Source organism: Sphingomonas arantia, assembly GCF_042682045.1.
In the GTDB taxonomy this organism is placed as follows: domain Bacteria; phylum Pseudomonadota; class Alphaproteobacteria; order Sphingomonadales; family Sphingomonadaceae; genus Sphingomonas_R; species Sphingomonas_R arantia.
Window position 1 is genome coordinate 1,099,759 of sequence record NZ_JBHUGS010000001.1, and the last position, 26,630, is coordinate 1,126,388.

Below are 26,630 nucleotides of genomic sequence, written 5' to 3' on the forward strand. Positions count from 1 at the left end.
GTCGGCAACGTCGTCATCGGACCACCAATAAGGCTTTATGTGAAAGTCACGTTACACGCGATCCATCAACGCGACTATCGCCGTCTGCGTGCCTTCATGCCGCCCGCGGGGCCGGGTGGGGTGTGGGTGCTCGGCACCGGTGCGCCTCTCGTGCGCGAAGCCGCGGACGAAGGTGCGCGGACCGGTGCGGTCGTGCTGGTGCCGACCGAGCAGGTGCTGCTGACCGTCGTCGATCTGCCGCTGGCATCGCGACGGCAAAGGCTGGCGGCGCTGCCGTTCGCGATCGAGGACCGGATCGCGGAACCGATCGAGGCGGTGCATGCGGCGCTGGGCACCGAGACCGGGCCGGGGCGCTATTTGGCGGGTGTGGTCGCGACCGCGACGATGGCGGCGTGGGTCGCGCGGATCGAGGCGGCGGGGCTGGGCCATGCGGCGGTGATGCCCGATGCGCTGGCTGTGCCGTTGCCGGCGGAGGGCGCGTGGGGCGTGGAGCGGACCGGCGACCGGGTGCTGGTGCGGACGGCGGACGGCGGCGGCTTTGCGGTGCCGGCGGCGCGGTTTGCGGCGATCTGGGGCGTGGCGGGGCGGCCGGACTGTATCTTGTACGGTGAGGCGTTGCCGGACGGGATTGCGGGCGTGGCGGCGGCCGAGCCGGTCGTCGGCGTGCCGAGCGTGGCGATCGACCTGCGGCAGGGTGCGTTTGCACGCGTGCGACGGGCGACGTCGCGGTTGTGGCGGCGGGCGGCGATCGTGGCGGGCTGCGGCCTGCTGGCGCACGGGGCGATCGCGGCGGCGGACACGATCGCGCTGCAACGCGTGGCGGCCGAGCGGAAGGCGGAGACCGCGGCGATCGTCGAGCGGATCGCGCCGGGCACGTCGACGAGCGGCGATTTGGCCGAGGTAGCGGGGGACCTGCTGCCCAGCGGGAATGCGACGCCGGGGGCGACGTTCGTGCCGATGATGGGGCGGATTTCGCAGGCGATGGGCGCGGGCGTGACGTTGCGGTCGCTGGCCTATGATGCGGGCGCGGGGACGATCGTGCTGGACGTGAGCGCGCCGGACCTGGCGGCGGTGCAGGGCGTGGAGGCGCGGATGCGTAGCGCAGGGCTGGTGGTGAGCGGCGGCGGCGGGACCGCGGCGGCGGGCGGGGCCGAGGGGCAGATCACGGTCCAGACGCGGGCCAATGCGGCGGTATCGGCGACGGGAGAGGCAGGCTGATGGCGATCCCGTTCGAACCTTATGTGGTGCGTGGCCGGTCGTGGTGGATGGACCGATCGCCACGCGAACGCGTGATGCTGGCGGTGCTGGGCGGCGTGGCGGTGATCGCGCTGATGCTGGTGCTGGTCGTGAAGCCGTTGCAGGCGGCGCGCGGCCAGGCGCTGGCCGATATCCGGACATACGAGACGCTGTCCGCCGGGCTGGTCGCGGCGGGGCCGGCGGTGCGGCCGGCGGGTACCGCGCGGACCGGGCCGGTGGCCCAGATTCTGACGACGACCGCGGCGGGTTTCGGCCTGACGGTGCAGCGTGTCGAGCCGGAGGGCGGGCGGACGCGCGTCGTGATGGACGGCGTGCCTTATGACGCGACGATCCGCTGGCTGGCGGATCTGGAGACGGGTGGCGGCGTGACGCTGGCCGAACTGCGGCTGGACCGCGGGACGGCGCCGGGGACGGTCAACGTGCAACTGGTGGTGCAGGGCGAATGAGCGACGTGATCGTGACCGACGTGGTCGATGTGGCGGCCGACGAGGTGCTGGTGTTGCAGCCGGCCGAGCCGGTGGCGATCGCCGGGCTGCCTTATGGCTTTGCGCGCCGGCACGGGGTGATCGTGCGGGCGACGCCGGATGGGGGCGAGTGCGTGACGCGCGGTGCGCCGTCGCTGGCGGCGATGCTGGAGGTGCAGCGGTTGTTCGGCGACGCGATGCCGATCGTGCCTCTGGACGATGCGGCGTTCGATGCGGCGCTGAGCACGCAGTATCGCGACAGCGCGACGGAGGCGTCGGATGCGGCGTCGGCGAGCGACAGCGACCTGGCGGCGCTGGCCGACAGTGCGTCGGCGGTGGACGATCTGCTCGACAATCGCGACGATTCGCCGGTGATCCGGCTGATCAACGCATTGCTGCTGGAGGCGGTGAAGGAGGGCGCGTCGGACATTCATGTCGAGACGCAGGAGAAGCGGCTGCTCGTGCGGTTCCGGATCGACGGCGTGCTGCGCGACCGGGTGGAGCCGAAGCGTGCGCTGGCGCCGTTGCTGGTGAGCCGGATCAAGGTGATGGCCAAGCTCGACATCGCGGAGAAGCGCGTGCCGCAGGACGGGCGCGTGACGTTGCGGGTCGGCGGGTACGACATCGATGCGCGCGTTTCGACCATCCCGACGCAGCATGGCGAGCGGGTGGTGCTGCGTTTGCTCGACCGCGGGGCGACGCAGCTGGACCTGAAGGCGCTCGGCATGAACGAGCATGACATCGGGGTCTTCCACACGCTGCTGCAGCGGCCGCACGGGATCGTGCTGGTCACCGGGCCGACGGGTAGCGGCAAGACGACGACGCTGTATGCGGCGCTGACGCGGCTGAACGACCGACAGCGCAACATCATGACGGTCGAGGATCCGATCGAATATGAGCTGGAGGGTGTCGGCCAGACGCAGGTCAATCCGAAGACCGAGCTGACGTTCGCGCGGGGGCTGCGTGCGATCCTGCGGCAGGATCCGGACGTCATCATGGTGGGCGAGATCCGCGACGATGAGACCGCGGAGGTGGCGGTGCGATCGAGCATGACGGGGCATTTCGTGCTGTCGACGCTGCACACGAACAGCGCGATCGGGAGTGTGACGCGGCTTATCGACATGGGGGTGGAGCGCTATCTGCTCGCGCCGATGATCGTCGGGCTGATCGCGCAGCGGCTGGTGCGGAAGCTGTGTCAGGCGTGCCGGGTCGAGGACGTGGCGGGGCCGCGGGACGTGGCGCTGATGTCCGGGGCGATCGCGGTGGGCGATGTGGTGTACCGGGCGGTCGGGTGCGCGGCGTGCCACGGTGACGGGTATCGCGGGCGGCTGGGGCTTTACGAGCTGGTGACGGTGGACGAGCGGATGCAGGCGCTGATCCACGATGGCGCGTCGGAGGCGGCGCTGGTGACGGCGGCGCGGGAACGGTCGCCGAGTTTGCTGGACGATGGCATTGCGAAGGTGCGCGGCGGGCTGACGTCGGTGGACGAGGTTGCGCGCGTGGTGAGGGATGATTTGTGAGTTTTGGTTGTTCCCACACCCCGTTGGGTCGGGTTCTCGACAGGCTCGAACCGAACGGAGTTGGGGGTAGGGGTTCGTCTTCCCGGCCCGTTTGGTTCGAGCTTGTCGAGAACCGGTCCGGGGTGCGTCGCTGATGCCAGCCTTCTCGTACAAGGCGGTCGATACCGCGGGCAAAGCCTCGCGCGGCGTGCTCGAAGCCGCCAACGCGGGTGCGGCGCGGCGGGTGTTGCGGGAGCGGCAGTTGTTGCCGACGTCGGTCGAGATGACCGACAAGCCGGTGGGCGATGCGAAGGGCGGGATCGACCTGTCCCAGCTGTTCCGCAAGCGGGTGGGCGCGCGGGCGCTGTCGACCGTGACGCGGCAGATTTCGACGCTGGTGAGCAGCGATATCCGGATCGAGGAGGCGCTGCGGCTGGTGGCGGCGCAGGCCGATACGCCGGCGATGGCGGGGCTGTTGCTGAACGTGCGCGGCGGCATCCTGGACGGGCGGAGTTTTGCTCAGGCGCTGGGCGATCACCCGGCGGCGTTCCCGGAATTCTACCGCGCGTCGGTGGCGGCGGGGGAGCAGTCCGGGCGGTTGCCGGAGGTGCTAAACCACCTGGCCGAATTCGTCGAGCATCGCCACCGGAACCAGCAGAAGGTGCAGCTGGCGTTGCTGTACCCCGCACTTCTGGCGGTCGTGTCGATCGGGATGATGGTGCTGCTGCTGGTCTATGTGGTGCCCGATATCGTGAAGGTGTTCGTGTCGCGCGGGGCGGAGTTGCCGTTCCTGACGCGTGCGCTGATTGCGCTCAGCGCTGGGTTCCAGAGTTACGGGCTGGTGATGGCGGCGGGGATCGTCGCGGCGATGGTCGCGTGGCGGGCGTGGGTGAAGAAGGAGGGCAACCGGCTGCGCTTCCACCGGTTCCTGGCGACGACGCGGCCGGTGGCGGGCTTTTCGCGCAAGCATAATGCGGCGCGGTTCGCGGGGTCGCTGGCGACTTTGGTGCAGAGCATGGTGCCGCTGGTCGAGGCGCTGAACGCGGCCGCCGCGGTGACGCCCAACCTGCATGTGCGGGAGCGTGCGCGGGCGGTAGCGGCGCGGGTGCGCGAGGGGGCGAGTTTGCAGACGGGCATGACGGAGGCGGCGATCTTCCCGTCGATGCTGGTCGCGATCGTGGCATCGGGGGAGTCGAGCGGGCGGCTGGGGCCGGCGCTGGGCCGTGCGGCGGGGGAGCTGGACCGCGAGCTGGAGCAGGCGGTGTCGACGCTGGTGGCGCTGGTGGAGCCGGCGGTTTTGCTGATGATGGGTGGGTTGGTGCTGTTGATGGTGTTGGCGATTCTGTTGCCGATCATCAATTTGAACAATTTGGTGGGGATGTAGGGGTTCTGCTGACCCCATGAACTTTTTCACTGATCCGTTTGGTTCGAGCCTGTCGAGAACTTCGCGCAGGGTTCTCGACAGGCTCGAACCGAACGGGGTTGGGGTGTGGGGCGCGACTTGATCGGGCGCCCTTTGAGGCCTTCCCAACCTTTCAACCCCGTCTATGCCGAGCGAAGTTGAGGCACGCTTTCCCCCGAGCGTAGCCGAGGGGTGCTGTTGGCTTCTCGGCTACGCTCGAAGGGGCCCTCGACTTCGCTCGGGATGGACGGGGGGAAGTTGTGAGCGGACAGGCGCTCCTACAGCGTCGTTTCCAGGGACAAACCCCCCGGAGGGCTGGCGAAGGGGAAGAGCGCGGCGCCCTGGGGGCGGACGGTGATGGAGACGCGGCCGTCGCGGGTGAAGACGGTGCGGGCGAGTGTTTCGCGGCGTTGGGTGGCGGGGGTGACGACCAGTGCGGTGCTGTTCGGGCCGGCGGCGCGGGCGGTGGCGAGCAAAGCGGGGATCGGGGCGGGGGTGCCGCCGGCAAGCGCCGTGCAGGTGCCGGGCGTGCTGCGGATTTCGCCGGCGACGTCGGTGGCGCCGTCGCCGAAGGTCAAGCGCGGCACATCGACCTGCAACCCCAGTTCGCAGGTGAACGGCAGGTCGGGGAAGGCGGCGCGGAGGAGCGTGCCGTCCGCGCGGCCGGCGACCGAATCGAGCCGCACGCGCGACGGGGAGAGCGCGGCGCGGCCGGCGAGATCGGTCTGCGCGCCGGTGACGGTGAAGTCCGCCGCGAAGGCGAGGCTGGACAGCGTGCGGAGCGGAGCGAACCGCCATTCGAGCCGGTCGCCGCCGGCCAGTGCGGCCTCGCCGTGCCAGACGGTTCCTGATACAGCGCCCAGCGCCGGCACGTCCTCTGGCAGGACGAGCCGCGCGGGTATGGTGGCGAGCAGCGCCAGCAGATAGGCCCCCGCACCGATCCCTGCGAACAGCAGGACGCGGCGGCGGTGGCGATCGATGGGGACGAGGACGGATGACGATGCCAGACCCGGTGACGCTGGATCGGCGGCAGATGCTGCGCCTCGCGCGATCCGTGGGGCTGCTGTCGGTTGCATCGTCTGTTCCCCTGATTGCCGCGCCGCGCGTCAATCGCGAACCGGTGGCGTTCCTGCTACCGCTGACCGGCGCATCCGCCAACCTCGGACTGAGCATGCAGCGTGCGGCATCGTTGCAGTTGCCGTTCGGGGGCAAGCCGGTGCTGGCGACGGCGGTCGATACCGGGACCGGCGCGGCGCTGGCGGCGCGGGCGGCGATCAAAGGCGGCGCGAAGATGATCCTGGGCCCGGTGTTCGCCGCGGACGTGCGCCCGGTGCTGGCCGAGGCGGCGGGGCGGGTGCCGGTGCTGTCGTTCAGCAACGACATTTCGCTGTATGAGAGCGGGGCGTTCATCCTGGGCATCACCGCGTCGCAGCTGACGACCGCGATCCTGCGCTACGGGCGGCAGCGCGGGTTGCGGCGGATCGGCCTGCTGGCGGGCGAGGGCAGCTGGAATACGCAGGTCGCGGCGGCGTGCGCGCGGTTGCAGGGCGAGTTGGGGTATGAGCTGGTGCCGGTCGCGCGGCCGGCGAACCTGGCGGGGCTTGGGCTCGAGCTGGGGCGGTTGGCGGGCGGTGCGCCGGATGCGTTGCTGGTGCCGGACAACGCCGCAGTGTTCGTCGAGGCGGCGCGTGGGCTGGCGGGGAGCGGCGTGCAGCTGCTCGGCCTGATGCAGGGCGTGGACTATGCGCCGGCGGCGTTGCAGGCGACGGCGGGCGCGTGGATCGCGGCGCCGGACCCGACGGCGTTCGGGACGTTCGCGACGGCGTTTCAGGCGCAGCATGGCGGGACGCCGGGGACGATCGCGGCACTCGCCTATGACGCGGCGGGGATCGTGCAGCGGCTGCGCACGCAGAACCGGATCAGCCGGGCGGGGTTGCTGGCGATGGAGCCGTATCGCGGTGTCACCGGCACGCTGAAGTTCCGGTCGGACGGCAGTTGCGTACGCGAATTGTCGATCTTGGTCGCGGGGCCGGACGGGTATCAGGTAGCGGCGGCGAGCGCGTCTGCTTGACGCCTGTGCGCGGCCTAGAGGTGCGGGCGGGGGAGCAGGGCTTCACGCTGATCGAGCTGATCGTGTCGCTGGCGCTGTTCGGGCTGATCGCGGTGGCGGGGCTGGCACTGGTCGAGAATGTGCTGGGCGTGCAGGCGCAGACCGACGGGCGGCTGGAACGGCTGGGCGACCTGCAACGCGCAATGTTCGTGGTGACGAGCGACCTGGAACAGGTGTCGGAGGGCGGGATCGCGGGCTCGGCCGGGGGCGTGGCGTTCCGGCGGCATGCGCAGGCCAATGGCGGCTATGGCGCGCCGGTGTCCTATACGCTGGCGGCGGGTGCGCTGACCCGGACGCTGATGCCGGTGGTGCCGGGTGAGGCGATCCGGTCGCAGCGGTTGCTGGACGGGGTGTCGGCGGTGCGCTGGCGATATCGCGACGGGGCGGCGGGGTGGCGCGACAGCTGGCCGCCGGCGGAACCCGACCGCCAGACCGACTGGCCGGATGCGATCGACGTGACGTTGACCCTGACGCCCGGCAAGGGGCGTCCGGCGGGGACGGTGCGGCGGATCGTGGCGCTGCCGGTGCCGATCGTGAAGCCGAAGCCGGCGGGTTTGCCCGGGAGCGTGCCGGCATGACGCCGCCGCGTGAGGAGCAGGGCATGATCCTGATCACCGTGCTGCTGTTCGTGGCGCTGGCGGCGGGTGTCGTGGCGCTGATGCTGTCGGGCGAGGATGCGGCGCTGACGCGGGCGCAGCGGATGCGCGATGCGGCGGCGGCGCAGGCGGCGGTGCGCGGAGCGGAGGCGAGTGCGATCGTGGCATTGCGCCGCGACGCGGTGACCGCGCCGCTGGCGGACCATGCGGGCGAGCCGTGGGCGGCGCTGGCAGAGCGCGGCGCGAAGATCCAGGGCGGCACGTTCGACCTGGCGATCGCCGATGCGCAGGGGCGGTTCAACATCAACGCGCTTGCCAGCGACGATATCGGTGCAAGCCTGATCGCGGCGCGGATCGCGCGGGCGTTGCAGCTGCCGCCGGAGCTGGCGTTGCGGGCGGGGGCGCTCATTCGGCAGGGCGGGCCAATCACCGATCTGGCGCCGCTCGCGCTGTTCGGACTGAAGCCGGCGACGCTGGCCGGGCTGGCGCGGCTGGCGACCGCACTGCCGGGGCAGGCGCCGGTCAACCTGAACGCGGCGTCGCCGGAACTGCTGGCGATCCTGCTGGATAATGCGGAGGCGGCGCAGACGCTGGTCGCGGTGCGGACGCGGCAGGGATTCCTGACCGCGGAGGATTTCCAGCGCGCCGGCGTGTCGGTGCCGCCGGGAGCGGGGTTCACGTCCGACCTGTTCTGGGTGCGGGCGCGGGTGACGATCGGCGATACGCCGCAGCAGCTGACCAGTCTGTTGCAGCGGCGGCGGACGCCCGAGGGGGTGGAGGTTGTGCCGATCGGGCGCTGGCGCGGGGCGGCGGTGCCGGAACAGGCGCCTGCTTTGGTGTTTTGAGGGCTGGTTCCGACTGATCCCGTTGCACCACCCCGTTTGGTTCGAGCCTGTCGAGAACTCAGCGCTGAGTTCTCGACAGGCTCGAACCAAACGGGGTTGGGGGGTAGGCGAGCGGTGTTGGTTGAGAACAGGCCGCACCCCTCATCCCTCCCGCACCAGCGGCATCAGGATGGTGACCGCGAAGCCGCCGCCCGGCGCGGGGCCGGCGCGGCAGAGGGCCTGGGTGCCGAAGCGTGCGGCGAGGCGGTCGGCGACGTTGCGAAGGCCGATGCCGGTGTTCTGCGGTGGGCGCGGGTCGGGCGCGGGTCGGGCGGGGGCGTCGTCGGTGACGGAGAGGGCGAGCATGTCGTCCTGGGCCCAGGCGCGGATCGCGATGGTGACGAGGCCGCGGCTTTGCGAGACGCCGTGCTTGACCGCGTTTTCGACCAGCGGTTGCAGGATCAGGCCGGGGACGAGCGCGTCGGCGACGGTGTCGGCGATATCCTCGATCAGCAGGATGCGCGCGGGGAAGCGGACCGTTTCGATCGCGAGGTAGAGGCGTTGCAGCGCGATCTCGTCGGCCAGCGGCGCGTCGGTGGCGGGATCGCCGGCCAGGCTCGATCGGAAGAAGGTCGAGAGGTTGAGGATCATGCGTTCGGCCTCGTCCGGCTTGCCGGTCATGACGAGTGCGGAGAGCGAATTGAGCGTGTTGAACAGGAAGTGCGGATTGACCTGATAGCGCAGCGCGCGGAGTTCGGCGGATTGCGCGGCGGCCGCGAACCGCGCGGCGCGGCGTTCGGCGACGCGGCCCTGCGCGGCGTAGGCGAGCGCAAGGTAGAGCGCGGCCCAGGCGGCGAAGAAGAAATAGCCGTTCACCGCGACGTCGGCATGCGCGGCGACGGTGCCGATGCGGCGCGGGCGGCCGCTGTCACCGCCGACCTGGACCGAGCGGGCGGCCGGCGCGGAGGGGCGGGTGGGGGTGAAGATCCACTGGTTGACGGTGGCGTAGGCGAGTGCCGCGGGGACGGACAGCAGCGCCACGATTGCGACCGCGCGGGCCGGGCCGTGGCGCGTCACGCGGCGCAGCGCGCGCCACATCGCGTAGCTGATCGCCATGCAGACCGTGGTGACGACGAGCCGGCGGAGCAGCAGATCGCCCTGGTCGTCGAAATCGAGCAGCGCCGCGCGTAGCGTCGCGACCGCGAAATAGAACGCCCAGAAGGCGACGATCGACCCGATCGCGGCGCGTGGGCGGACGGTGGCGTCGTCCGCGGGCTCGGGGGAAAATGCGGGCATGTTGCGGTGGGTTAAGCCGGGAAACGCAGCGGTGGGCAAGGCGTATGTCGGGACAGGGAACGTCCCGGGTCGGACGGTCGTTGGTCCAGCAACATTACGTAATGGAGACGTACCATGGCCGACGAAAAAATGTTCGACGACAAGGCAGACGACGGCTTGGCAGTCGCGCCGCCGCCGCCGGGTGGCAAGGAAGGCAAGGCGGCCGTTGCGGGTTTGGTGCCGTCGGTGCGCGAGGGGCTTGATGCCGACGACGACAACCGGCTGAGCCAGGATCCGTCCGATGAGGATGCCAAGCTGGACGTGGCGCTGGACGAGACGTTTCCGACGTCTGATGCGCCGTCCAACACGCAGCCGGGCAAGGGCAAGGATCCGGCGCCGTCGAGCGGCTATGATGCCGAGGCAGAGGCTGCCCGTGCGGGCTAAGCGATTGCGCTGAGCGATTGAGTGACGAGAGGCCTGCTTCCGGATGTCGGGGGGCGGGCCTCTTGCTGTTGGGGCGAGTTTGTCAGGGCGTCTCGAGAAATGGCGTTTTGAATTGGAAACAGGACAAGCCGTCCGTCCCCGAGCAAAGTTGAAGATCCTTCAAGCGAGGCGAAGAAGCCGACAGCGCCCTTCGGCTGCCCTCGGGGGAGCATGCGTCGACGTCGGGGCATGGACGGATTGGGAATGGAGCAGCCTGGAAGACCTCGGAGCTTCGGCCCCTCCCTCCCTGTTCGATACTTGCGTGAATTTAATGGGAGTGGCCTCGGCCGCTCGGTTCGGCCGGCTCAAGACGAAATGATCGAATATCGCGCAGCATGTTGCGCCGCAGCAGCGTCCGTGCTTCGATGGCCTATCGGCGGTCGATGCTGATTAATGTCCCGTCAATCGGTGGGGTGCATCATCGGGCTTCGAACCTTTGAACGGAGGATTGCGATGGGTGCCATGTCCAAGCCAGCTGATGGTGCGATGTCGCTTGCCGAGATGAAGGAGTTCGCCAGTTTTCCGGCGGCGACGCAGCGTTACATCCGGCGGTCGCTCGATGTCGGGCTCGACCGCCGCGATGCGATGGAATGCTGGTCGCGCGACGTGGTGGAGGCGGCCAGCATCCGGGCGCAGATCCGTATTTATTCGCGGCTGGACCATGTTCGCGAGACGGTGCCGGACGATAGCGGGCTAGACGCGATCGAGCCGTTTCTGGCGCCGCTGGTGACGATGACGGCGTTCGACCTGGGGCAGGACCGGTTGTCGGGGTTCGGGGCGTACCGGTTCCTGTACGAGCGGCTGATCGGCGGGCAGGTGCGGCCGTGGTTGCCGGGCGCGTTCTGTGCGGCGGCGGCGCTGCCCCACCTGCATCCCGAGAAGCGCCGGATGTTCCTGCAATCGATCAGCGAGGCGGCGGCGACCGCGCCGGGCTGGTCCAATCGTGAGCCGTGCTTCTTTCCGCAATGGGTGGAGAAGGTGGAACACCGGTTGGCGAACTGAGCTTGGGCTGACCTTTCGAGTTTGAGCCCGTGGCAAACTGAGCGCAGTTCTCGACAGGCTCGAACCGAACGGATTTCAGGGATTGGGCCGCCCGTTACCGGCAGGCGCGCCAGCCGGCGGTGCCGCGTTGGGCCTGGTCGAGGTGGAGGTGATCGCGGTGCGCGGCGTTGTAGTCGGGTGACAGCGTGGTGCCGAACAGCTTGCACGCCCCGTCGCGGACCTCGCGCAGGAAAGCCGCCTTCGGTCCCGTGCCGGTCCAGTCGCCGGCCACGGTGATGCGGCGGCCGTCCGCGAGGCGGAAGCCGGCGATGTCGACCGCGTTGGCGCTGGAATGTTCGGACCAGTTGGCGGTCGCCGCGGCACTCCGCCCGCCGCCGATGCGCCGGCAGTTGTAGGTGCCGAAATCGTCGATCGTGGCGACGCGGCGGCCGAAGTGGCGGATCGCGGCGGGTTGTACGACCTGCCATTCCCAGGTGGCAAGCGACGCGACGACCGCGCAGGACGCGCCGATCGCGGGGCGGTAGCCGATGCCGAGCGGGCCGCTGGTCTGCGCGCGGATGCCGTCGGTGTATCCGCAGGTCGGGCCGTCGCTTCGGTTCGGGAGTCGCGTGAAGCTGATCCCGGCGCGGTCGAGCAGCGCGCGGCATTCGGTGGGGTCGGACTTGAGGGCGGACAGCTTGCGGCCGGTGAACAGGCCGATGGTGTCGCCGAGGTCGAGCCGCGTCCAGGGTACGTCCTGAGGCCGGCGGTGGCCGATCGCGACGACGGTCAAGAGGAGCGCCGCGATGAGCATGAGCACGATCAGCGCGGAGAGGAACGGGCGGAGCGACATGCGTGGACTACGCGCGGGGCGGGGCTGGCGTTGCGTCGTCATCCGCGGCGGGCGGTGGCGACCCGTTCGGCGGTGACGGGGTAGCCGCGATCGGTGGGGATGCAGATCCAGTCGCCGTCGTCGCGTGTCTCGATCCAGGGGACGATCTGGTCGGGTGCGATGCTGCGCGCGTGGGCGGCGGCGGCGCCGAAATCGGCGAACAGCGCGAGCCGTTCGAGGTTGCGGCGGGTGGGGAAGATGATGTGGCGGCGGCCGGCGTCGGCATCGGCCAGGATCGTGGCGGCGGGTGCCCAATAGGCCGCGGCGGTTTCGGTGCCGTCGGGAATGGGCGTCGCGTCCGCGGGTGCGCGGGCGAGGTAGAAGCGCGTGTCGAAGATGCGCGTTTCGTGGCCGTGCGGGCACCAGCGGGCGAACGGGACGAGTTGGTCGAGGTCCAGCCGGAGCCCGGCGTCGGCGAGGAGGGTCGCGAAGTCCTGTCCGGTGGCGAGGGCGGTGCGGAGGGTTGCGACCGTGGTGGCGTCGGGGGTGGGCGTCAGGCCGATGGCGATGCCGACTTCCTCGATCGTTTCGCGGATTGCGGCGATGCGGGCGGCGGTGTCTTCACGGTCGGGGTAGTTGGCGGCCGCGCGGTGGTCGGCGGGGTCGACCCGGCCACCGGGGAAGACGATCGCGCCGGCGGCGAACGCCATGCCGCGGGCGCGTTCGGTCAGGAGGAGGTCGGGGGGTGTGTCGCCTGTGCCGTCGCGGACCAGGATGACGGTTGCGGCTGGGATAGCGGCCGGGTCAGGCGGTCCGGTCACGGCGCGACCTCATGGCGGGGAATGAGATTGGTGAGCCCAGATGGATTCGAACCATCGACCTAGTGATTAAAAGTCACGTGCTCTACCAACTGAGCTATGGGCCCCACCGAGCGCGCCATCTATGGCGCGGGCGGGCGTTGGTCAACCTTTCGCGCGCGCATGAAGTTGCGCGATCGTGCGGCGGGTGCCGGGGAGCGTCCAGCGCGGCGCGATGCGGACGAGCGGATCGAGCACGAAGCGGCGCGCGGGCAGGCCGATATGCGGGACCTGCAGCCGGCCGGGGGCGGCGGTGCGGTGGTGTTGTGGCCATGCCCCGCCGGACCAGAGCAGGATGTCGAGATCGAGCGGGCGCGGGCCCCAGCGTTGCCCGCGGCGGCGGCCGAACGCGCGTTCGATGTGCTTCAGGACGAGGAGCAGTGCGTCGGGGCGGAGCGGGGTTGTCACGAGGATCGCGGCGTTGGCGAAGCTGCGGCCGGCGGGGCCCATGGCGGGGGTCGGGATGATCGGCGAGACGCGGTCGATCGTCAGGCCCGCGTCGGTAAGTGCCGCGCAGGCCGCGATCAGCGTGTCGCGCGGGCCGCCGTAACGGGTGCGCCGGTTGCCGCCGAGGGCGATCGCGTAGCGGAACGGGGGCGCGGACATCGCTTGCGTCAGACACGCTTTGGCGGGTGGCGTCCAGCCTGTGTGAGGGCGGGCCGCGCGGCGGGGTTGGGATACGGGGCCGGGGCGGCTATGCAGGGGGGATGATGACCGATCCTGTGACCGCCCTTTCCGATGACCTGACCGACGCTGTCGCGACCGATATGGTCGAGCCGCCGCGTGACTGCCCGCTGTGCCCGCGGCTGGCGGCGTTTCGCGAAGAGCAGCGGCTGGCGCATCCCGACTGGCACAATGCGCCGGTGCCGGTGTTCGGCGATCCGGACGCGTGGCTGGCGATCGTCGGGCTGTCGCCGGGGCTGAAGGGCGGCAATCGCAGCGGGCGGACGTTCGATAACGAGAAGGGCGGGGGTACGCTGTACGGCGCGCTGCTCGCGTTCCGGCTGGCGCATGATCATGAGGCGCTGGGGCCGCAGGAGATCGGGCCGGAGGACGATTTGGTGCTCGACGGCGTCGTGACGATCGACGCGGTGCGGTGCGTGCCGCCGAACAACCAGCCGACAAAGGAGGAGCTGCTGACGTGCCGGCCGTTCCTGGCCGGGCCGCTGGCGGCGTTGCCGGAACTGCGCCTGGTGATCGCGCTGGGCGAGGAGGCGCACCGGTCGGCGGTCAAGGCGCTGGGCGGCAAGCTGCCCAAGGCACGCTATGCGCCGATGGCGGAGCACCGGTTTCCGAGCGGCGTGCAGCTGATCGATTGCGCGCCGCTGGCAACGGACGGCGTGGCGATCGAGGCGGCGGTGCTGGAGGCTGTGGTGGCGCGGGCGCTGGTGCTGCGGTCGGGTGAGGCTGCGCCGGTCGAGGATGTCGCTGCGCCGTGATCCACCTGACGCTCGCCATCGCGGACTTCATGCTGATCCTCATCATGGCGGCGCTGGGCGCGATGGGGTGGATCGTGGCGGGGGCCGCGGCGGTCGGGTTGGTGGGCTGGGGGGCCTGGAGGTTGGTGCGGCGCGGGCGGGGTTAGGGTTCCAAGACTTACTACCCCACCCGTCCATGCCGAGCGAAGTCGAGGCACGCTTCCCACAAGCTTAGCCGAGGGGTGCTGTTGGCTTCTCGACTGCGCTCGAAGGGTCCCTCGACTTCGCTCGGGATGGGCGGGTGTTTAATGTATCAATTTAACCCTCAACCCGTTTGGTTCGAGCTTGTCGAGAACTCAGCGCGGCGTTCTCGACAGGCTCGAACCGAACGGGGGGGGGGCGCTTGAGGTCCAAATCGGCATTCGCGGGCAACTAGTTTAGACCGTGTCTTCCTTTGGCCGGGCGACGTTCAGGTCCTGTTTCTTGTCCAGTTCCTCCGCGGTGCCCTTGGAGACGTCGCGGTTGGGGATGCCGACGCGGGTGTCCATGTTGACGCCGTCGATGTCCGAGCTGGGCGGGGAGGCGGGGGGTTTGGCCATGGGGTTTCTCCTTGTTGCCGGTTCAACGCCCGAAGGGGCGCAAAAGGGTCCGGTGGGTCAGATGTCCTGGACGAGGCGGCCGTAGAGGTCGGGGCGGCGATCGCGGAAGAAGCCGAAGGCGGCGCGGTGGCGCTTCACGCGGGCGATGTCGAGCGTGGCGGTCAGGACGCCGGTTTCGCTGGCGCCGAACTCGGCCAGCAGGTCGCCGCGTTCGTCGGCGATGAAGCTGTGGCCGTAAAAGGTCTGGCCGTCCTCCGTTCCGATGCGGTTGGAGGCGACGACGGGCACGACGTTGGACACCGCGTGGCCGACCATTGCACGCCGCCACAACCGAGACGTGTCGAGCGAGGGGTCGTGCGGTTCGTTGCCGATCGCGGTCGGGTAGAACAGCACCTCGGCCCCCATCAGCATCATCGCGCGCGCGGTTTCGGGGTACCATTGATCCCAGCAGACGCCGACGCCGAGCGGGACGGGCGCGTCCTTCCAAACGCGGAACCCCGTGTTGCCGGGGCGGAAGTAGAATTTCTCCTCGTAGCCCGGGCCGTCGGGGATGTGGCTCTTGCGGTAGACGCCCTGAACCGCGCCGTCGGGGCCGATCATGGCGAGCGAGTTATAGTGGTGCGGGCCGTCCGCCTCGAAGAAGCTGGTCGGGATGTGGATGTTCAGCTCGTCGGCGAGCTTCTGCATCGCCAGCACCGCCGGGTGGCGATCGACCGGCATGGCGCGGGCGAAAATGCCTTCGTCCTCCACTCGGCAGAAATAATGGCCCTCAAACAGTTCGGGCGGCAGTACGACCTGCGCGCCCTTGGCGGCGGCCTCGCGCACCAGTTCGGTGACGTTGGCGATGTTTTCGGCGATGTCGTCGTTGAAGGCGAGCTGCATCGCGGCGACGGTGATCTCGGTCATGATGGTCCTTTCATCCGGGGATGCGGATGGTGTCAGGCGGTGGGCACCTGTTGCGAGATGCAGTGGAAGCTGCCGCCGCCGGTCAGGATATGGTCGGCGCGGAAGCCGGTGACGGTGCGGTCGGGGAAGAGTGCGGCGATGGCGGCGATGGCGGCATCGTCGTTGGGCGCACCGTAGAGCGGCACGACCACCGCGGCGTTGCCGATGTAGAAGTTCATGTAGGACGCCGGCACGATCTCTTCATCGCGCAGCACCGCGCCGGGGGAGGGGATGGCGACGACCTCCAGCCCGAAGGCGCGCGCGCGGGCGGCGGCATCGGCATAGACCGCGACGTTGGGATCGTCCGGCCCGGCCGGCACGGGGATCGCGATGCGGCCGGGGCCGACGAAGCGCGCGAGATTGTCGACATGGCCGTCGGTGTGGTCGTTGGCCAGACCGTCGCCCAGCCAGAGGATGCGGTCGATGCCCAGATCGGCCGATAGCCGTTCGGTGATCTCCGCGCGGGTCAGGTCCGGGTTGCGGTTCGGGTTGAGCAGGCATTGTTCGGTGGTGACCGCGGTGCCGGTGCCGTCGACGTCGATCGCGCCGCCCTCCAGCACCCAGGCGTTGGCGCGCGCGGGGAAGCCGGCCGCATCGGCGAGTGCAGCGCCGATCGTGTCGTCATGCGCCAGGTCGTACTTGCCGCCCCAGCCGTTGAATTCGAACAGCGCGGCCCAGCGGCTGGTGCCGTCGCTCAGCACGATCGGGCCGGTGTCGCGCAGCCAGATGTCGCCGAACGGCGCGACATGGACGTCGATGCCGTCGCCCGCCAGTTCGCGCGCGGTGTCGGCGGCGGCGTCATCCGCGGCGACCAGCACGACCCGCTCGCCCCGGCCCGCGGCGTGGACCGCCTGCGCGAAGGCGACGACCTCGTCCTGCGCGGGGGCGAGATCGTCGAGCCAGAGATCGGCGTGGCTGGGAAAGCCGATCCAGACGCTGTCGTGCGGGGCCCATTCGGCGGGCTGGCGATGAGCGGGCATGGGCTTCCTTCGGGCGCGATTGTTCGTGGCCGCGAAATGGCGTGTGGCGCGGCGCGTGGCAAGGGCGGTCGTTGCAGGCGCGGGGGTGTCGGGCGCTACGGGATGAACTGGAACGTGACGGGGATCAGGACGGGCAGGTCGACGACGGCAGCACCGCGGGTGACCGGGCGGACGCGGAACGTCCGCGACATGGCGACCGCAGCGGCCCCGAAGCCTGCGCCGGCGGGTGTTTCGGCCAGCGCCTCGCATCTGTCCGGCTGACCGGAGCGGCGGACGGTGCAGGCGAGCAGGACCCGGCCGCTGAGTTTCAGGAGGCGCGCCTGGGCCGGCCAGAACGGACGCATTTCAAAGTTGGTCGGGCGACGCAGCCAGATCGCGCGGCGGTAGCCCGGGCCGCGCCCGTCGCCGTTTCCATTGCCGGTTCCGTCGCCCACGCCGTTGGCGGTCCCGCTGCCGGTTCCGCCCTGTCCGTTTCCCGAGACCGGCGGGCCGACGATGCCGATCGGCGGGGTCAGCGCCGTGCCGAGCGTTATCGGCGGAAGCGAGAGCAAAGGCGGGATCGGAGTCGGGATCGTGCGGTCGACGGTTTCGGGGAGCGGTGCCGTCTGGACGCGTGCGGGCGGCGCGTTCGCCGGGCGGGGCGCGCCCGACGACGGCGGGGATGAGCGCGACGGCTGTTTCGGCGGGGGTGGGGGCGAAGGAGGAGCAGGGGGTGGTGGCGGCGGTGGGGGCGGTTCGGCGATCAGCTCGACGATGGTCGGGGTCGTGGAGTCCGAGGCGGCTGGGCTCTCAAAGCGGTGCTGGAGGACCAGCAGCAGGACGGCGGCATGCAGGAGCAGCGTTGCGATCAGCGCCCACGGGTGGCCGCGGCGCCGTGCTGGTCCTGATGCTGGTGCCGCGGCCGCCATGACCGGATGGTAACGCGGTTCCGGGGGGATGGGAAACGCGGATCCTGGTGCTGTTCCATGGGTTTGGTCGCGATGGTGGGTGGGGGCTGTCCTGGGCTTGGCGGTGTCGTTTTGTGGGTTGGGTGACTGGGTTCCCGGTTTCCGGTTGCGGCTTGCGGCTTGCGGCTTGCGACGGGGGACTGGTGACGTCGTGCTTCGCGAGGATCGGGGTGTTTGTGGTGCTGTTGTCCCCACCCCCAACCCTCTCGCCTGAAGGGGAGTGGGCTTCCGGAGCTCATGTGGCGTTGGGGTGGCGGACATGGAAAAGGCGGCCCCATTGCTGGGACCGCCTTGTCTGGCGTTCGGTCGGTAGAGCGCCGTGGCAGAGCCACGTCGTCGGTCGGCGCTTTGGGGCGCCGCCGGCCGAGCCGCTTTGCTCGCCGTAGCTTCGCTACGGCGTCGCGTCAGCGGCTGTAGAACTCGACGACCAGGTTCGGCTCCATCTTCACCGGGTAGGGCACTTCATCGAGCGTCGGGACGCGGATGTAGGTGACCTTCGTCGTGCCGTCGGGCGTGACGTAGTCGGGGATGTCGCGCTCGGACAGGCCCTGGGCTTCCATGACGAGCGTCATTTCCTGCGCCTTGCTGCCCAGCGAGATTTCGTCGCCCGGGTTCACGCGGCGCGATGCGATGTTGCACTTCACGCCGTTGACGCGGATGTGGCCGTGGTTGACGATCTGGCGTGCCGCGAAGATCGTCGGCGCGAACTTGGCGCGGTAGACGACCATGTCGAGGCGACGCTCGAGCAGGCCGATGAGGTTCTGCGACGTATCGCCCTTCATCTTGGCGGCGTCGGTGTAGGAGCGCTTGAACTGCTTCTCCGTCACTTCGCCGTAATAGCCCTTGAGCTTCTGCTTGGCCTTCAGCTGGATACCGTAGTCCGACACCTTGGACTTGCGGCGCTGGCCGTGCTGGCCGGGACCGTATTCGCGCTTGTTGACCGGCGACTTCGGACGGCCCCAGATGTTCTCGCCCATGCGGCGATCGATCTTGTACTTGGCGCTATGGCGCTTCGACATGCTGTCGATCCTTCAATTGCGTGTGACATTGCTGTCGGAATGTCCCGGAACCGCGCTGCTGGTCTGTCAGGGACAGGGGCAGGGCCGCCGCTTCACCGGGGTGCGGAGCCAATTGCGAAGGCGGGCCTATGGCCGAAAGGGCCGTGCGGGTCAAGCGGGCGGCGGAACTGGACCTTCGGTACGGTGGCCGGGTAGGGTCCGCGCTATGACCGATCCGATCCTTCCGCCCCCCATCCTTCCGCCCGAAGAGTGCAGCACGATGGCGGAGGTGCGGCGCGGCGTCGACGCGCTGGACCTCGTGTTGGTCGAAATGCTCAGCGTGCGGTTCGGCTATATGCGCGCGGCGGCGCGGATCAAGCCGGAGCGCGGGCAGGTGCGCGACGAGGCGCGTAAGGCGGCGGTGATCGCGCAGGCTGTGGCGCATGCCGAGGCTGTTGGGGCGCCTGCGGAGGTTGTGGGCGCGTTGTGGGAGCAGTTGGTGGAGGCTTCGATCGGGTATGAGCTGGCGCGGTTTGATGCGCGGTAGGCTTTAATCCCGGGCCTGATCCGTTTGGTTCGAGCCTGTCGAGAACTCAGCGCGGAGTTCTCGACAGGCTCGAACCAAACGGGTTGGGGGCGGGGTTTGAAGCGGCGGAAGCAGTTTTAGTCGCTCCCACCCAGCTTCCGCTCGATCGACCTGAGCACGCCGCGGAGGGTGCGAACCTCGCCGGCGGTCCAGCCGGGGCGGGTGAGGATGCCGCGGAGCTGGCGGCGGTCGACGGGGGCGCGTTCGGGCGGGAAATAGTGGCCGGTCGAGACAAGGATACGGTCGAGATGGCCGATCATGCCGTCCAGTTCGTCCTGCAGCGCGGGCGGATAGGGTTCGACCAGCGTGGGTTGCGACAGGGCGACGCCCTTCGACCATTCGTATGCGACCAGGATGACCGCCTGCGCCAGGTTGAGCGAGCCGAATTGCGGGTTGATCGGCACGGTGATGATCGTGCGCGCGACCGCGACGTCGTCGGTTTCGAGTCCCGAGCGTTCGGGGCCGAACAGGATCGCAGCGCGGCCGGGGGCGGCGTGGATCTCGGTCGCGGCTTGTTCGGGCGTGACGACGGGTTTCGCCACGCCGCGCTTGCGGACGGTGGTCGCGTAGACATGCGCGCAGTCGGCGGTGGCCTCGGCCAGCGTGGCGTAGACTTTGGCGTCGGCGAGCACGCGGTCCGCGCCCGATGCGGCGGCGGTGGCGGCGGGGTTGGGCCAACCGTCGCGCGGTTCGACGAGGCGCAGTTCGGTGAGCCCGAAGTTCAGCATGGCGCGCGCGGCCTTGCCGATGTTTTCGCCGAGTTGCGGGCGGACTAGGATGATGACGGGGGGTGGGGCGGTGTTTTCGTCTCGCGCCGAAGATTCAAACCCATCCCGTTTGGTTCGAGCCTGTCGAGAACTCTGCGCTTCGTTCTCGACAGGCTCGAGCTGAACGGGGGAGGGGTAGGGCTGAGGGGGCTTGGAAAGGGAAGAAGGGTTCTCGACAGGCTCGAACCGAACGGAGGGGGGTGTGGTCTCGGCTTCTTCAGGGCGCTGTGGCGTCGCTGACTTTGCGGCATTCGCTACCGCCGCCCAGTTTCCCTGGAACAGGGCTTCCTTCTTCTTGCGTGACCAGTCCTTGATCTGGCTTTCGCGTTCCAGCGCCTCGATCCGGGTCGGGAAATATTCGGACCACATCAGTGTGACCGGGCGGCGGTCGTGTGTGTAGCCGGGGAAGGTGCCGGCGTCGTGCTGCGCGATGCGGCGTTCGAGGTCGTCCGTGTGGCCGGTATAGTAGGTCCCGTCGGCGCAGCGGAGGATGTAGGTCCAGAATGTCATGCGTCGGTCTTTGCGACGCGGGCGGGTTCTCGACAAGCTCGAACCGAACGGGGGTGGGCGTTGCGTGCCGATCGGCTGGTGGGTTTGGCCCTACTCCTCCACCGCCTCCGCAACACTGCCGACGAAGTCGCGGAAGTCCTGGGCTTCGGTGAAGTCCTTGTAGACGCTGGCGAAGCGGATGTAGGCGACGGTGTCGAGCGCGCGGAGGCCGTCCATGAGCATTTCGCCGATGCGGGTGGCCTTGACCTCGTTTTCGCCGGAGGTCTCTAACTGGCGCTGGATGCCGGAGACCATGCGTTCGAGGCGGGCGGGGTCGATCGGGCGCTTGCGGCAGGCGATCGCGACGGAGCGTTCGAGCTTGGAACGGTCGAAGGGCTGGCGGTCGCCGTCCTTCTTGATGACGACGAGGTCGCGGAGCTGGACGCGTTCGAAGGTGGTGAAGCGTGCGCCGCACCCTTCGCACTGGCGGCGGCGGCGGATCGAGGCGCCGTCCTCGGTGGGGCGGCTGTCCTTTACCTGGGTGTCGTCATGGGCACAGAAGGGGCAGCGCATTCCCGGACTCCGTTCGGTTCGGGCCAAAACCCCGTTTGGTTCGAGCCTGTCGAGAACTCGGCGCAGGGTTCTCGACAGGCTCGAACCGAGCGGGGTTTGGGGGCGGCGGTCCGGTTCGAGCCGGCCGATCAGAGCTCCGGGTAGATCGGGAAGCGGTCGCAGAGTGCTTCGACGCGGCGCTTCACGTCGGCTTCGACGGTGGGGTCGCCATGTTCGCCGTGCTTGGACAACGCGTCGAGGACGTCGGCGATCATGTCGGCGATCTCGCGGAATTCGGCGGGGCCGAAGCCGCGGGTGGTGCCGGCAGGGGTGCCGACGCGGATGCCGGACGTCTTGACCGGGGGGAGCGGATCGAACGGAATGCCGTTCTTGTTGCAGGTGATGCCCGCACGCTCGAGCGCCTCGTCCGCGTCGCGGCCGGTGACGCCGAGTGGGCGCAGGTCAACGAGCGCGAGATGCGTGTCGGTGCCGCCGGCGACCAGATCGGCGCCGCGTTCCTTCAGGCGGGCGGCAAGTACCTTGGCGTTTTCGACGACGGCGCGGCTGTAGGCGCGGAATTCGGGGGTCAGCGCCTCACCGAACGCCACGGCCTTTGCGGCGATGACGTGCATCAGTGGGCCGCCCTGGAGGCCGGGGAACACCGCGCTGTTGATCTTCTTGGCGATCGCCTCGTCATCAGTCATCACCATGCCGCCGCGCGGGCCGCGCAGCGTCTTGTGCGTGGTGGTGGTGACGACATGTGCGTGGCCGAACGGCGTTGGGTGGACGCCGGCCGCGACCAGCCCGGCGAAGTGCGCCATGTCGACAAGGAAGATCGCGCCGACCTGATCCGCGATGGCGCGGAAGCGTGCGAAATCGATGATCCGCGGATAGGCGGAGCCGCCGGCGATGATGAGCCGCGGCTTGTGTTCGTGGGCAAGCGCCTCGACCTGGTCATAGTCGATCAGCTGCGTGTCCTGACGGACGCCGTACTGGATCGCGTTGAACCACTTGCCCGACATCGCGGCGCGTGCGCCGTGGGTGAGGTGGCCGCCGGCGTCGAGCGACATGCCAAGGATCGTTTCGCCGGGCTTGACCAGCGCAAGCATGACGGCGCCGTTCGCCTGCGCGCCCGAATGCGGCTGGACGTTGACGAAGCCGCAGCCGAACAGCTGCTTGGCACGGTCGATCGCGAGCTGTTCGACGATGTCGGACGGTGCGCAGCCCTGATAGTAGCGCTTGCCGGGATACCCTTCCGCATATTTGTTGGTGAAGACCGAGCCCTGCGCCTGCATCACCGCGGCGGACACGATGTTTTCGGACGCGATCAGCTCGATCTGCTTGCGTTCGCGGGTGAGTTCCTGCGTGATTCCGGCGAACACGGCCGGATCGCTTTCGGCCAGGCCGCGGGTGAAGAAGCCTTCGGGACGGATGTCGTCGACGGGAAGGGGCTGGGTGCTCATACGGGGTCCTTCGCGCGGTGGGGCGTGGAGAGTTTGGCGATACGGTCGCTGTGGCGGCCGCCGTCGAACGGGGTGTCGAGGAAGACGGTGACGCAGTCGCGCGCGGTGTCGATGCCGATCAGCCGCGCGCCGAGCGCGATGACGTTGGCGTCGTTATGCTGCCGCGACAGCCGGGCGGAGAGCGCGTCGGAGACGAGCGCGCAGCGCATGTCCGGATGACGGTTGACCGCGATCGAGATGCCGATGCCGGAGCCGCAGATCGCGACGCCGAAGTCGGCGCGATCGTCCGCGATGGCGGCGGCGAGTTCGTAGCCATAATCGGGATAGTCGACGCGGGCGGCGTCGTACGGGCCAAGATCGACGACGTCGTGACCGGCATCGCGCAGGTCGATCGCCAGTGCCGCCTTCATGTCGAAGCCGGCATGGTCCGATGCGATGGCGATCCGCCGGGAACTTGTATGCAACATCGAAATCCGTTTCGGGAACGAGTCGGGAGACAGGATAGGGTTTGCGCGCTTAGTAGAAGCGCAGGGCCGATATGGCCAGTGACCATAGGGAGGGTGGACCGAATGACCGGAACCGGCGGGATGAAGGCGAGCGGTGCGGTGATGGCTGTGCTGTTGCTGGCGGCGTGCGGGGGTGGTGGGAACGGCAATACGCCGGTCGTCGCGAACGAGACGGTGGCGGAGACCGCGGCGACGAATGCGGTCGCGGCCGCACCAGTGACCGAGACTGCGGTGTCGTTTGTCGGGACGTGGACCGGGCCGGAGGGGCTGTCGTTCGAGGTCGAGCCGGTGGCGAGTGGCGGGTTCCGGGTCCGCAATCAGGACACGTTGGACGAAAAGACGATGTTCGACGCGAGACAGGAAGGCGGGACGCTGCGTTTCGTGCGACGCGGTCAGGCGTTGGTTGCGCGGCCCGGCACAGGGGCGGAAACCGGGTTCAAATGGCTTGCCAACAAGCGCGATTGCCTGATCGTGCAGGCCGGTGTCGAAGGCTATTGCCGGGACTGAACCGCGTGTCCACAGGGGAAGCATGACGGAGAGCATGACAGGCGGCATGACGAGCGACGACGATACCGACATGGCTGCACTCCCGACCGTGTATATGGTCGGGGAGGAGGATGCCGACGGCTGGCGGGTTGGCGGCGCGGAGCCGGTCCGGCTGGCGGTGGCGCTGGGCGTCGCGGGATTGCTACCGCAGATGGCGGCTGTGTTGGCGACCGTGCTGGGGTTGGACTGGCTGAACGCCCCGGCGATGGCGCTTGTGTACGGGGCGCTGATCCTGTCGTTCCTGGGCGGCAGCTGGTGGGGCATCGCGCTGACCCGTGCGGAGGGGCGGTGGCGGTCGATCCTGCTGCTGCTCGGCATCGGCGCGTCGCTGATCGGGTTCTGCGTCCAGGGGTTAGCGGGGGCGAGCCCGATGCGTGCGTTGCTGGTCGTGCTGGGCGCGGCGATCCTGTCGAGCTGGCTGGTCGACCGCGTGCTGGTGCGCGAGGGGATGATCGGTCGCTGGTGGGGCAGGCTGCGGCTGGTGCTGTCGATTGGACTGGGCGGGCTGACCATCCTGACCGGGGTGCTGGCGGGATAAGGACTGTTTCGCCGGTGACGCTTTCAGGCAGTTTCAGCTTCTGCGAATATTTCATTGATCGGGGGTAATGTAACATAAAAGTCCTTGTCAGACATAAATGCCTGCGCAAGAAGCGTCGCCAGTCGGCCTGACGGGCGTTCACCAAGAGTGATCGTGTCAGTCGGGATATCCGTTGGGGGCACAAATTTCGATGATCATCAGTTACGCGCAAGCTGCCGAAGACGTTATGCTCCACCGGGCCTTACACCATGTGCATTACAGCGAAGGATTCTACGTCGATGTCGGCGCGTATCATCCGACGACGGATAGTGTAACGAAACATTTCTACGACCATGGTTGGCGGGGCGTGAACATCGAAGCATCACGCGAACTGTTCGGGGCGTTTATTTCGGATCGACCGCGTGACGTGAACCTGCATGCCGCCGTCACCGATCAGCCGGGCGAAGTGACTTTTCATCAGGTCGCAGGACAGTTGGGCACGTTGGAGGATCGGGTGGCCGAAACGCATTCGCGCGCCGGCATATCGATGGAGTCGTACACCGTTCCGGCAGTCACTTTGACCGAGATTTTCGAGAAGCATACGCCACGCGACGTCCACTTCCTGAAGATCGATGTCGAAGGGCATGAGGCGTCGGCATTGCGCGGGATGGACTTCAGGCGCTTTCGCCCCTGGGTGTTGGCGATCGAGGCGACGGAGCCAAACCGTCATGACCTGCTGACCCATCACGAATGGGAAGGCATCATCATCAGTGCTGGATATCAGCTGGGCTGCGCAGACCTTCCGAACCGTTACTACGTCGCCAACGAGCATCGCGAGCTACTGCCAGCATTGTCCGTGCCGGTCGATCGCTACATGCTGGCCAATGTTCACGCCGAAATCGCAGAGCTCCGGGCGCGGATGTAGCGCGATCCGGGTGGTGCCACGGCGGCCCGGTCGACGGGATCGCTCGGGGGGCGACGCGGCGGCGTAAGCCATGGTCGGCGACGATGGCGCGACGGCATGTCGGTGGCGGAGACCCCAGGGAAAGCGCGCGTCGTGGACCCGGTGCATAACCCGAACGGCCCCCGGAGTTAGCCCAGTTTCACCGAGGTTTGTGAGCGGGGCATCCGCGCGAGGGCGGCCTCGACCGCCGCTGATCCGGCGGGCGCGTGGGACGCGCTTTTTGTGTCCGGACGATCGGTGCGCAGATCAGGTTTCCGGCACTCGGCGGGTTCGCTAGGGTGGCGCGATGAAAACGATGATCGGACGTCGCGAACTGCTGGTGGGTGGTGGTGCTGTGGTCGCCGCGACCGCGTTCTGGCCGTCGCGGGAGGCGGTTCCGCGTGCCGGCCGGGTTGCGGGGAACGCGGCGGTCGATGGCCTGCGTCGGGATTATGCCGCGGCGCGGGACGGTGTGCTGGAACGGTGGTGGGATCCGCAACGTGGCACGATCCGGCCGACCAATGGCGGCGATCCGCACGACCGGACCGGGATGCGCGACCCGCGCGGGGTCCCGAGTTTCTGGCAGATGGCGTGTTTGGAAAACGCGTTGTTCAACGATGCCGATCTCGACCCGGCGGGCGGATCGCGCCGACGGGTCGCGGAGCAATGGCGCTACATCACGGCCGGTGTTCCGGCGTTCACGCCGCGCGTGCTGGCGGGCGACGGACGCGGACTGACGATCAACCTGAGCGACGATGCCGCCTGGCAATGCTGGTACCTGATGCATGCCCATATGATGACCGGCGACACCCGGGCGCTCGCCTGGCTGGCGGAGGCGACCGCCGCGACCCGTGCGCGGTTCCTCGATCGCGATGCCGGCAACCCGACGATCACGTTCGGACGCACGCCGACGGGCCGCCCGATCGCGACCAACCGTTACGGCATCCTGTATGTCGAGGATGAGAGCCCGGACTTCAAATACTACGGACGATTATCGAGCAGCGTGGAGGCGGTCCTCGCGCTGACCGAACTGTATGTCTACCGGGCGCTGGGCATCCCGGCGTACCGCGAATGCGCGCAGGCGAGCTATCGCTGGATTTACGAAAAACTGCGCACGCCACCGTCCGACGATCCTGCCGCGAAGGCGGAGGGATTGTATGAGACCGAATTGTGCCTTGCCCGATCGGGCGGCACGGCAGGGGACCGGCAGGCGGCGTATCTGAAACCCGTCGCCGCGTTCTGGGGCAAGCCGATCCGGGGTCTCGACAGTACGTATCTGAGCAGTGCGATGGCGATGGCGCTGCTGGCCGAGCGGCTGGCCGGGTTGCCGGGAACCGCGGCGGCCGATCGTCGTGCGTACCGCACGGAGGCAGTGCATATCGCCAACACGCTGCCCCGGCCCAACGCATATGGGCGCGACGTGGGCGGTCGACGGCTGATCGCCAACACGCGGGATCCGTGGAGCGAGGCCTTTACCGGATATCCGTTTGCGAAGGAGGTGCTGTCGTTGCCGGGCGTGGCGCCGGCGACCCGGGCGGCGTTTGCCGACACGGCGCGGCATATCCTGCGCTCCGCACGGGACGTCGAAGGGCGGCTGACCGCGGACTGGGCCGGGCCGGAGCGTAATTTCCTGACAGGGCGATCGACCTGGGAGGAGGATTACCGCGCGCAGCCGGGCAATCAGGCGGGGGCCGCGCAGATCATGACCGAGGGGCAGACGCTGGCGATGGTGCAGGCGGGTGTCGCGGCCGCGGCGATGGCGGGATGAGGGTGCTGGTTTTCGTGCAAGGTATC

30 protein-coding genes and 1 tRNA gene are annotated in these 26,630 nt (G+C 68.9%); 16 read left to right on the plus strand and 15 right to left on the minus strand.

What is annotated here, in order from left to right; translation table 11 throughout:
- Positions 1–39 precede the first annotated feature (39 nt).
- The 4 genes from gspL (at position 40) to ACFSGX_RS05290 (ending at position 4,604) form a co-directional block, all read left to right on the plus strand.
- A complete protein-coding gene (gspL, locus tag ACFSGX_RS05275) occupies positions 40–1,218 on the plus strand; it encodes a type II secretion system protein GspL (protein ID WP_380928014.1) in 1,179 nt (392 codons plus the stop codon).
- Positions 1,218–1,703: a type II secretion system protein GspM gene (gene gspM / locus ACFSGX_RS05280; RefSeq protein WP_157175312.1), complete on the plus strand. Its 486-nt coding sequence runs from the start codon at positions 1,218–1,220 to the stop codon at positions 1,701–1,703. Before gspL ends, gspM begins: the two co-directional genes overlap by 1 nt.
- Positions 1,700–3,241: a type II secretion system ATPase GspE gene (gspE, locus tag ACFSGX_RS05285; RefSeq protein ID WP_380928016.1), complete on the plus strand. Its 1,542-nt coding sequence runs from the start codon at positions 1,700–1,702 to the stop codon at positions 3,239–3,241. The genes gspM and gspE overlap by 4 nt, the downstream gene beginning before the upstream one ends.
- A gap of 133 nt (positions 3,242–3,374) precedes the next feature.
- Positions 3,375–4,604, plus strand: a complete 1,230-nt coding sequence (locus tag ACFSGX_RS05290; protein ID WP_380928017.1) for a type II secretion system F family protein — start codon at positions 3,375–3,377, stop codon at positions 4,602–4,604.
- Between the two features lie 296 nt (positions 4,605–4,900).
- Here ACFSGX_RS05290 and gspN read toward each other — a convergent pair whose 3' ends face one another.
- On the minus strand, positions 4,901–5,698 hold the full coding sequence (gene gspN, locus ACFSGX_RS05295; protein ID WP_380928018.1) for a type II secretion system protein N: 798 nt from the start codon (positions 5,696–5,698) through the stop codon (positions 4,901–4,903).
- Here gspN and ACFSGX_RS05300 point away from each other — a divergent pair.
- Genes ACFSGX_RS05300 through ACFSGX_RS05310 form a run of 3 tightly spaced genes read left to right on the plus strand, consistent with a single transcriptional unit; the run spans position 5,656 to position 8,173 of the window.
- The gene (locus ACFSGX_RS05300; RefSeq protein ID WP_380928020.1) at positions 5,656–6,693 is read left to right on the plus strand and encodes a type 1 periplasmic-binding domain-containing protein; all 1,038 of its coding nucleotides are present in this window, start codon (positions 5,656–5,658) and stop codon (positions 6,691–6,693) included. The two genes, gspN and ACFSGX_RS05300, sit on opposite strands and share 43 nt — an antisense overlap.
- Positions 6,694–6,698: 5 nt before the next feature.
- Positions 6,699–7,310, plus strand: a complete 612-nt coding sequence (locus ACFSGX_RS05305; RefSeq protein ID WP_380928249.1) for a type II secretion system protein GspJ — start codon at positions 6,699–6,701, stop codon at positions 7,308–7,310.
- On the plus strand, positions 7,307–8,173 hold the full coding sequence (locus tag ACFSGX_RS05310; protein WP_380928021.1) for a type II secretion system minor pseudopilin: 867 nt from the start codon (positions 7,307–7,309) through the stop codon (positions 8,171–8,173). Before ACFSGX_RS05305 ends, ACFSGX_RS05310 begins: the two co-directional genes overlap by 4 nt.
- A 141-nt stretch (positions 8,174–8,314) precedes the next feature.
- Here the strand turns inward: ACFSGX_RS05310 and ACFSGX_RS05315 are convergent, their stop codons facing one another.
- Positions 8,315–9,448 carry a sensor histidine kinase gene (locus ACFSGX_RS05315; RefSeq protein ID WP_380928023.1) on the minus strand — a complete coding sequence of 378 codons (1,134 nt, stop codon included), beginning with the start codon at positions 9,446–9,448 and terminating at the stop codon, positions 8,315–8,317.
- 114 nt (positions 9,449–9,562) lie between these two features.
- Between ACFSGX_RS05315 and ACFSGX_RS05320 the strand changes: the two genes are divergently transcribed.
- A complete protein-coding gene (locus ACFSGX_RS05320) occupies positions 9,563–9,871 on the plus strand; it encodes a hypothetical protein (protein ID WP_380928025.1) in 309 nt (102 codons plus the stop codon).
- A 492-nt stretch (positions 9,872–10,363) separates the two neighbouring features.
- A complete protein-coding gene (locus tag ACFSGX_RS05325; RefSeq protein ID WP_380928027.1) occupies positions 10,364–10,912 on the plus strand; it encodes a hypothetical protein in 549 nt (182 codons plus the stop codon).
- Positions 10,913–11,006: 94 nt separating this feature from the next.
- Here the strand turns inward: ACFSGX_RS05325 and ACFSGX_RS05330 are convergent, their stop codons facing one another.
- The 4 genes from ACFSGX_RS05330 to folK form a co-directional block, all read right to left on the minus strand.
- Positions 11,007–11,744, minus strand: coding sequence for an extensin-like domain-containing protein (locus ACFSGX_RS05330; RefSeq protein ID WP_380928029.1), 738 nt, complete (start codon positions 11,742–11,744; stop codon positions 11,007–11,009).
- 38 nt (positions 11,745–11,782) lie between these two features.
- Entirely contained in the window at positions 11,783–12,544 is a 762-nt protein-coding gene (locus ACFSGX_RS05335; protein WP_380928031.1) for an NUDIX hydrolase, read from the minus strand.
- A gap of 28 nt (positions 12,545–12,572) precedes the next feature.
- Positions 12,573–12,648: transfer RNA gene (locus ACFSGX_RS05340), tRNA-Lys, on the minus strand.
- A gap of 37 nt (positions 12,649–12,685) precedes the next feature.
- Positions 12,686–13,186 (minus strand): 2-amino-4-hydroxy-6-hydroxymethyldihydropteridine diphosphokinase, encoded by a 501-nt coding sequence (folK, locus tag ACFSGX_RS05345; RefSeq protein ID WP_380928033.1) that lies wholly within the window; start codon positions 13,184–13,186, stop codon positions 12,686–12,688.
- 101 nt (positions 13,187–13,287) lie between these two features.
- Here folK and ACFSGX_RS05350 point away from each other — a divergent pair, with 101 nt between their 5' ends.
- Positions 13,288–14,019 (plus strand): uracil-DNA glycosylase family protein, encoded by a 732-nt coding sequence (locus ACFSGX_RS05350; RefSeq protein WP_380928035.1) that lies wholly within the window; start codon positions 13,288–13,290, stop codon positions 14,017–14,019.
- A complete protein-coding gene (locus ACFSGX_RS05355) occupies positions 14,016–14,165 on the plus strand; it encodes a hypothetical protein (protein ID WP_157175323.1) in 150 nt (49 codons plus the stop codon). Before ACFSGX_RS05350 ends, ACFSGX_RS05355 begins: the two co-directional genes overlap by 4 nt.
- A gap of 270 nt (positions 14,166–14,435) precedes the next feature.
- On the opposite strand, the gene ACFSGX_RS05360 is transcribed toward ACFSGX_RS05355, so the two are convergent.
- The 5 genes from ACFSGX_RS05360 to rpsD all read right to left on the minus strand — a co-directional run bounded on the left by ACFSGX_RS05360 (position 14,436) and on the right by rpsD (position 18,488).
- On the minus strand, positions 14,436–14,597 hold the full coding sequence (locus ACFSGX_RS05360) for a hypothetical protein (RefSeq protein WP_380928037.1): 162 nt from the start codon (positions 14,595–14,597) through the stop codon (positions 14,436–14,438).
- 57 nt (positions 14,598–14,654) lie between these two features.
- Positions 14,655–15,503 (minus strand): N-carbamoylputrescine amidase, encoded by an 849-nt coding sequence (gene aguB, locus ACFSGX_RS05365; RefSeq protein ID WP_380928039.1) that lies wholly within the window; start codon positions 15,501–15,503, stop codon positions 14,655–14,657.
- 32 nt (positions 15,504–15,535) lie between these two features.
- Positions 15,536–16,522 carry an agmatine deiminase family protein gene (locus ACFSGX_RS05370; protein ID WP_380928041.1) on the minus strand — a complete coding sequence of 329 codons (987 nt, stop codon included), beginning with the start codon at positions 16,520–16,522 and terminating at the stop codon, positions 15,536–15,538.
- A gap of 95 nt (positions 16,523–16,617) precedes the next feature.
- Positions 16,618–17,430 carry a TonB family protein gene (locus tag ACFSGX_RS05375; RefSeq protein WP_380928043.1) on the minus strand — a complete coding sequence of 271 codons (813 nt, stop codon included), beginning with the start codon at positions 17,428–17,430 and terminating at the stop codon, positions 16,618–16,620.
- Positions 17,431–17,873: 443 nt separating this feature from the next.
- Entirely contained in the window at positions 17,874–18,488 is a 615-nt protein-coding gene (gene rpsD / locus ACFSGX_RS05380; protein ID WP_157175327.1) for a 30S ribosomal protein S4, read from the minus strand.
- Positions 18,489–18,693: 205 nt separating this feature from the next.
- On the opposite strand from rpsD, the gene ACFSGX_RS05385 reads away from it, so the two are divergent.
- On the plus strand, positions 18,694–19,014 hold the full coding sequence (locus tag ACFSGX_RS05385) for a chorismate mutase (RefSeq protein ID WP_380928045.1): 321 nt from the start codon (positions 18,694–18,696) through the stop codon (positions 19,012–19,014).
- A gap of 116 nt (positions 19,015–19,130) precedes the next feature.
- On the opposite strand, the gene ACFSGX_RS05390 is transcribed toward ACFSGX_RS05385, so the two are convergent.
- The 4 genes from ACFSGX_RS05390 to rpiB all read right to left on the minus strand — a co-directional run bounded on the left by ACFSGX_RS05390 (position 19,131) and on the right by rpiB (position 22,791).
- Positions 19,131–20,330: a TrmJ/YjtD family RNA methyltransferase gene (locus tag ACFSGX_RS05390; protein ID WP_380928047.1), complete on the minus strand. Its 1,200-nt coding sequence runs from the start codon at positions 20,328–20,330 to the stop codon at positions 19,131–19,133.
- Positions 20,331–20,420: 90 nt separating this feature from the next.
- Positions 20,421–20,882, minus strand: coding sequence for a transcriptional regulator NrdR (gene nrdR, locus ACFSGX_RS05395; protein ID WP_157175330.1), 462 nt, complete (start codon positions 20,880–20,882; stop codon positions 20,421–20,423).
- 128 nt (positions 20,883–21,010) lie between these two features.
- A complete protein-coding gene (gene glyA / locus ACFSGX_RS05400; protein WP_380928050.1) occupies positions 21,011–22,324 on the minus strand; it encodes a serine hydroxymethyltransferase in 1,314 nt (437 codons plus the stop codon).
- Positions 22,321–22,791 carry a ribose 5-phosphate isomerase B gene (gene rpiB, locus ACFSGX_RS05405; protein ID WP_380928052.1) on the minus strand — a complete coding sequence of 157 codons (471 nt, stop codon included), beginning with the start codon at positions 22,789–22,791 and terminating at the stop codon, positions 22,321–22,323. Before rpiB ends, glyA begins: the two co-directional genes overlap by 4 nt.
- Before the next feature lie 102 nt (positions 22,792–22,893).
- Here rpiB and ACFSGX_RS05410 point away from each other — a divergent pair, with 102 nt between their 5' ends.
- The 4 genes from ACFSGX_RS05410 to ACFSGX_RS05425 all read left to right on the plus strand — a co-directional run bounded on the left by ACFSGX_RS05410 (position 22,894) and on the right by ACFSGX_RS05425 (position 26,604).
- Positions 22,894–23,337, plus strand: a complete 444-nt coding sequence (locus tag ACFSGX_RS05410; RefSeq protein WP_380928054.1) for a hypothetical protein — start codon at positions 22,894–22,896, stop codon at positions 23,335–23,337.
- Positions 23,338–23,359: 22 nt separating this feature from the next.
- On the plus strand, positions 23,360–23,914 hold the full coding sequence (locus ACFSGX_RS05415) for a DUF3429 domain-containing protein (RefSeq protein WP_380928055.1): 555 nt from the start codon (positions 23,360–23,362) through the stop codon (positions 23,912–23,914).
- A gap of 190 nt (positions 23,915–24,104) precedes the next feature.
- On the plus strand, positions 24,105–24,818 hold the full coding sequence (locus tag ACFSGX_RS05420) for an FkbM family methyltransferase (protein WP_380928057.1): 714 nt from the start codon (positions 24,105–24,107) through the stop codon (positions 24,816–24,818).
- 325 nt (positions 24,819–25,143) lie between these two features.
- A complete protein-coding gene (locus tag ACFSGX_RS05425; protein WP_380928059.1) occupies positions 25,144–26,604 on the plus strand; it encodes a hypothetical protein in 1,461 nt (486 codons plus the stop codon).
- The last annotated feature ends 26 nt before the right edge of the window (positions 26,605–26,630 follow it).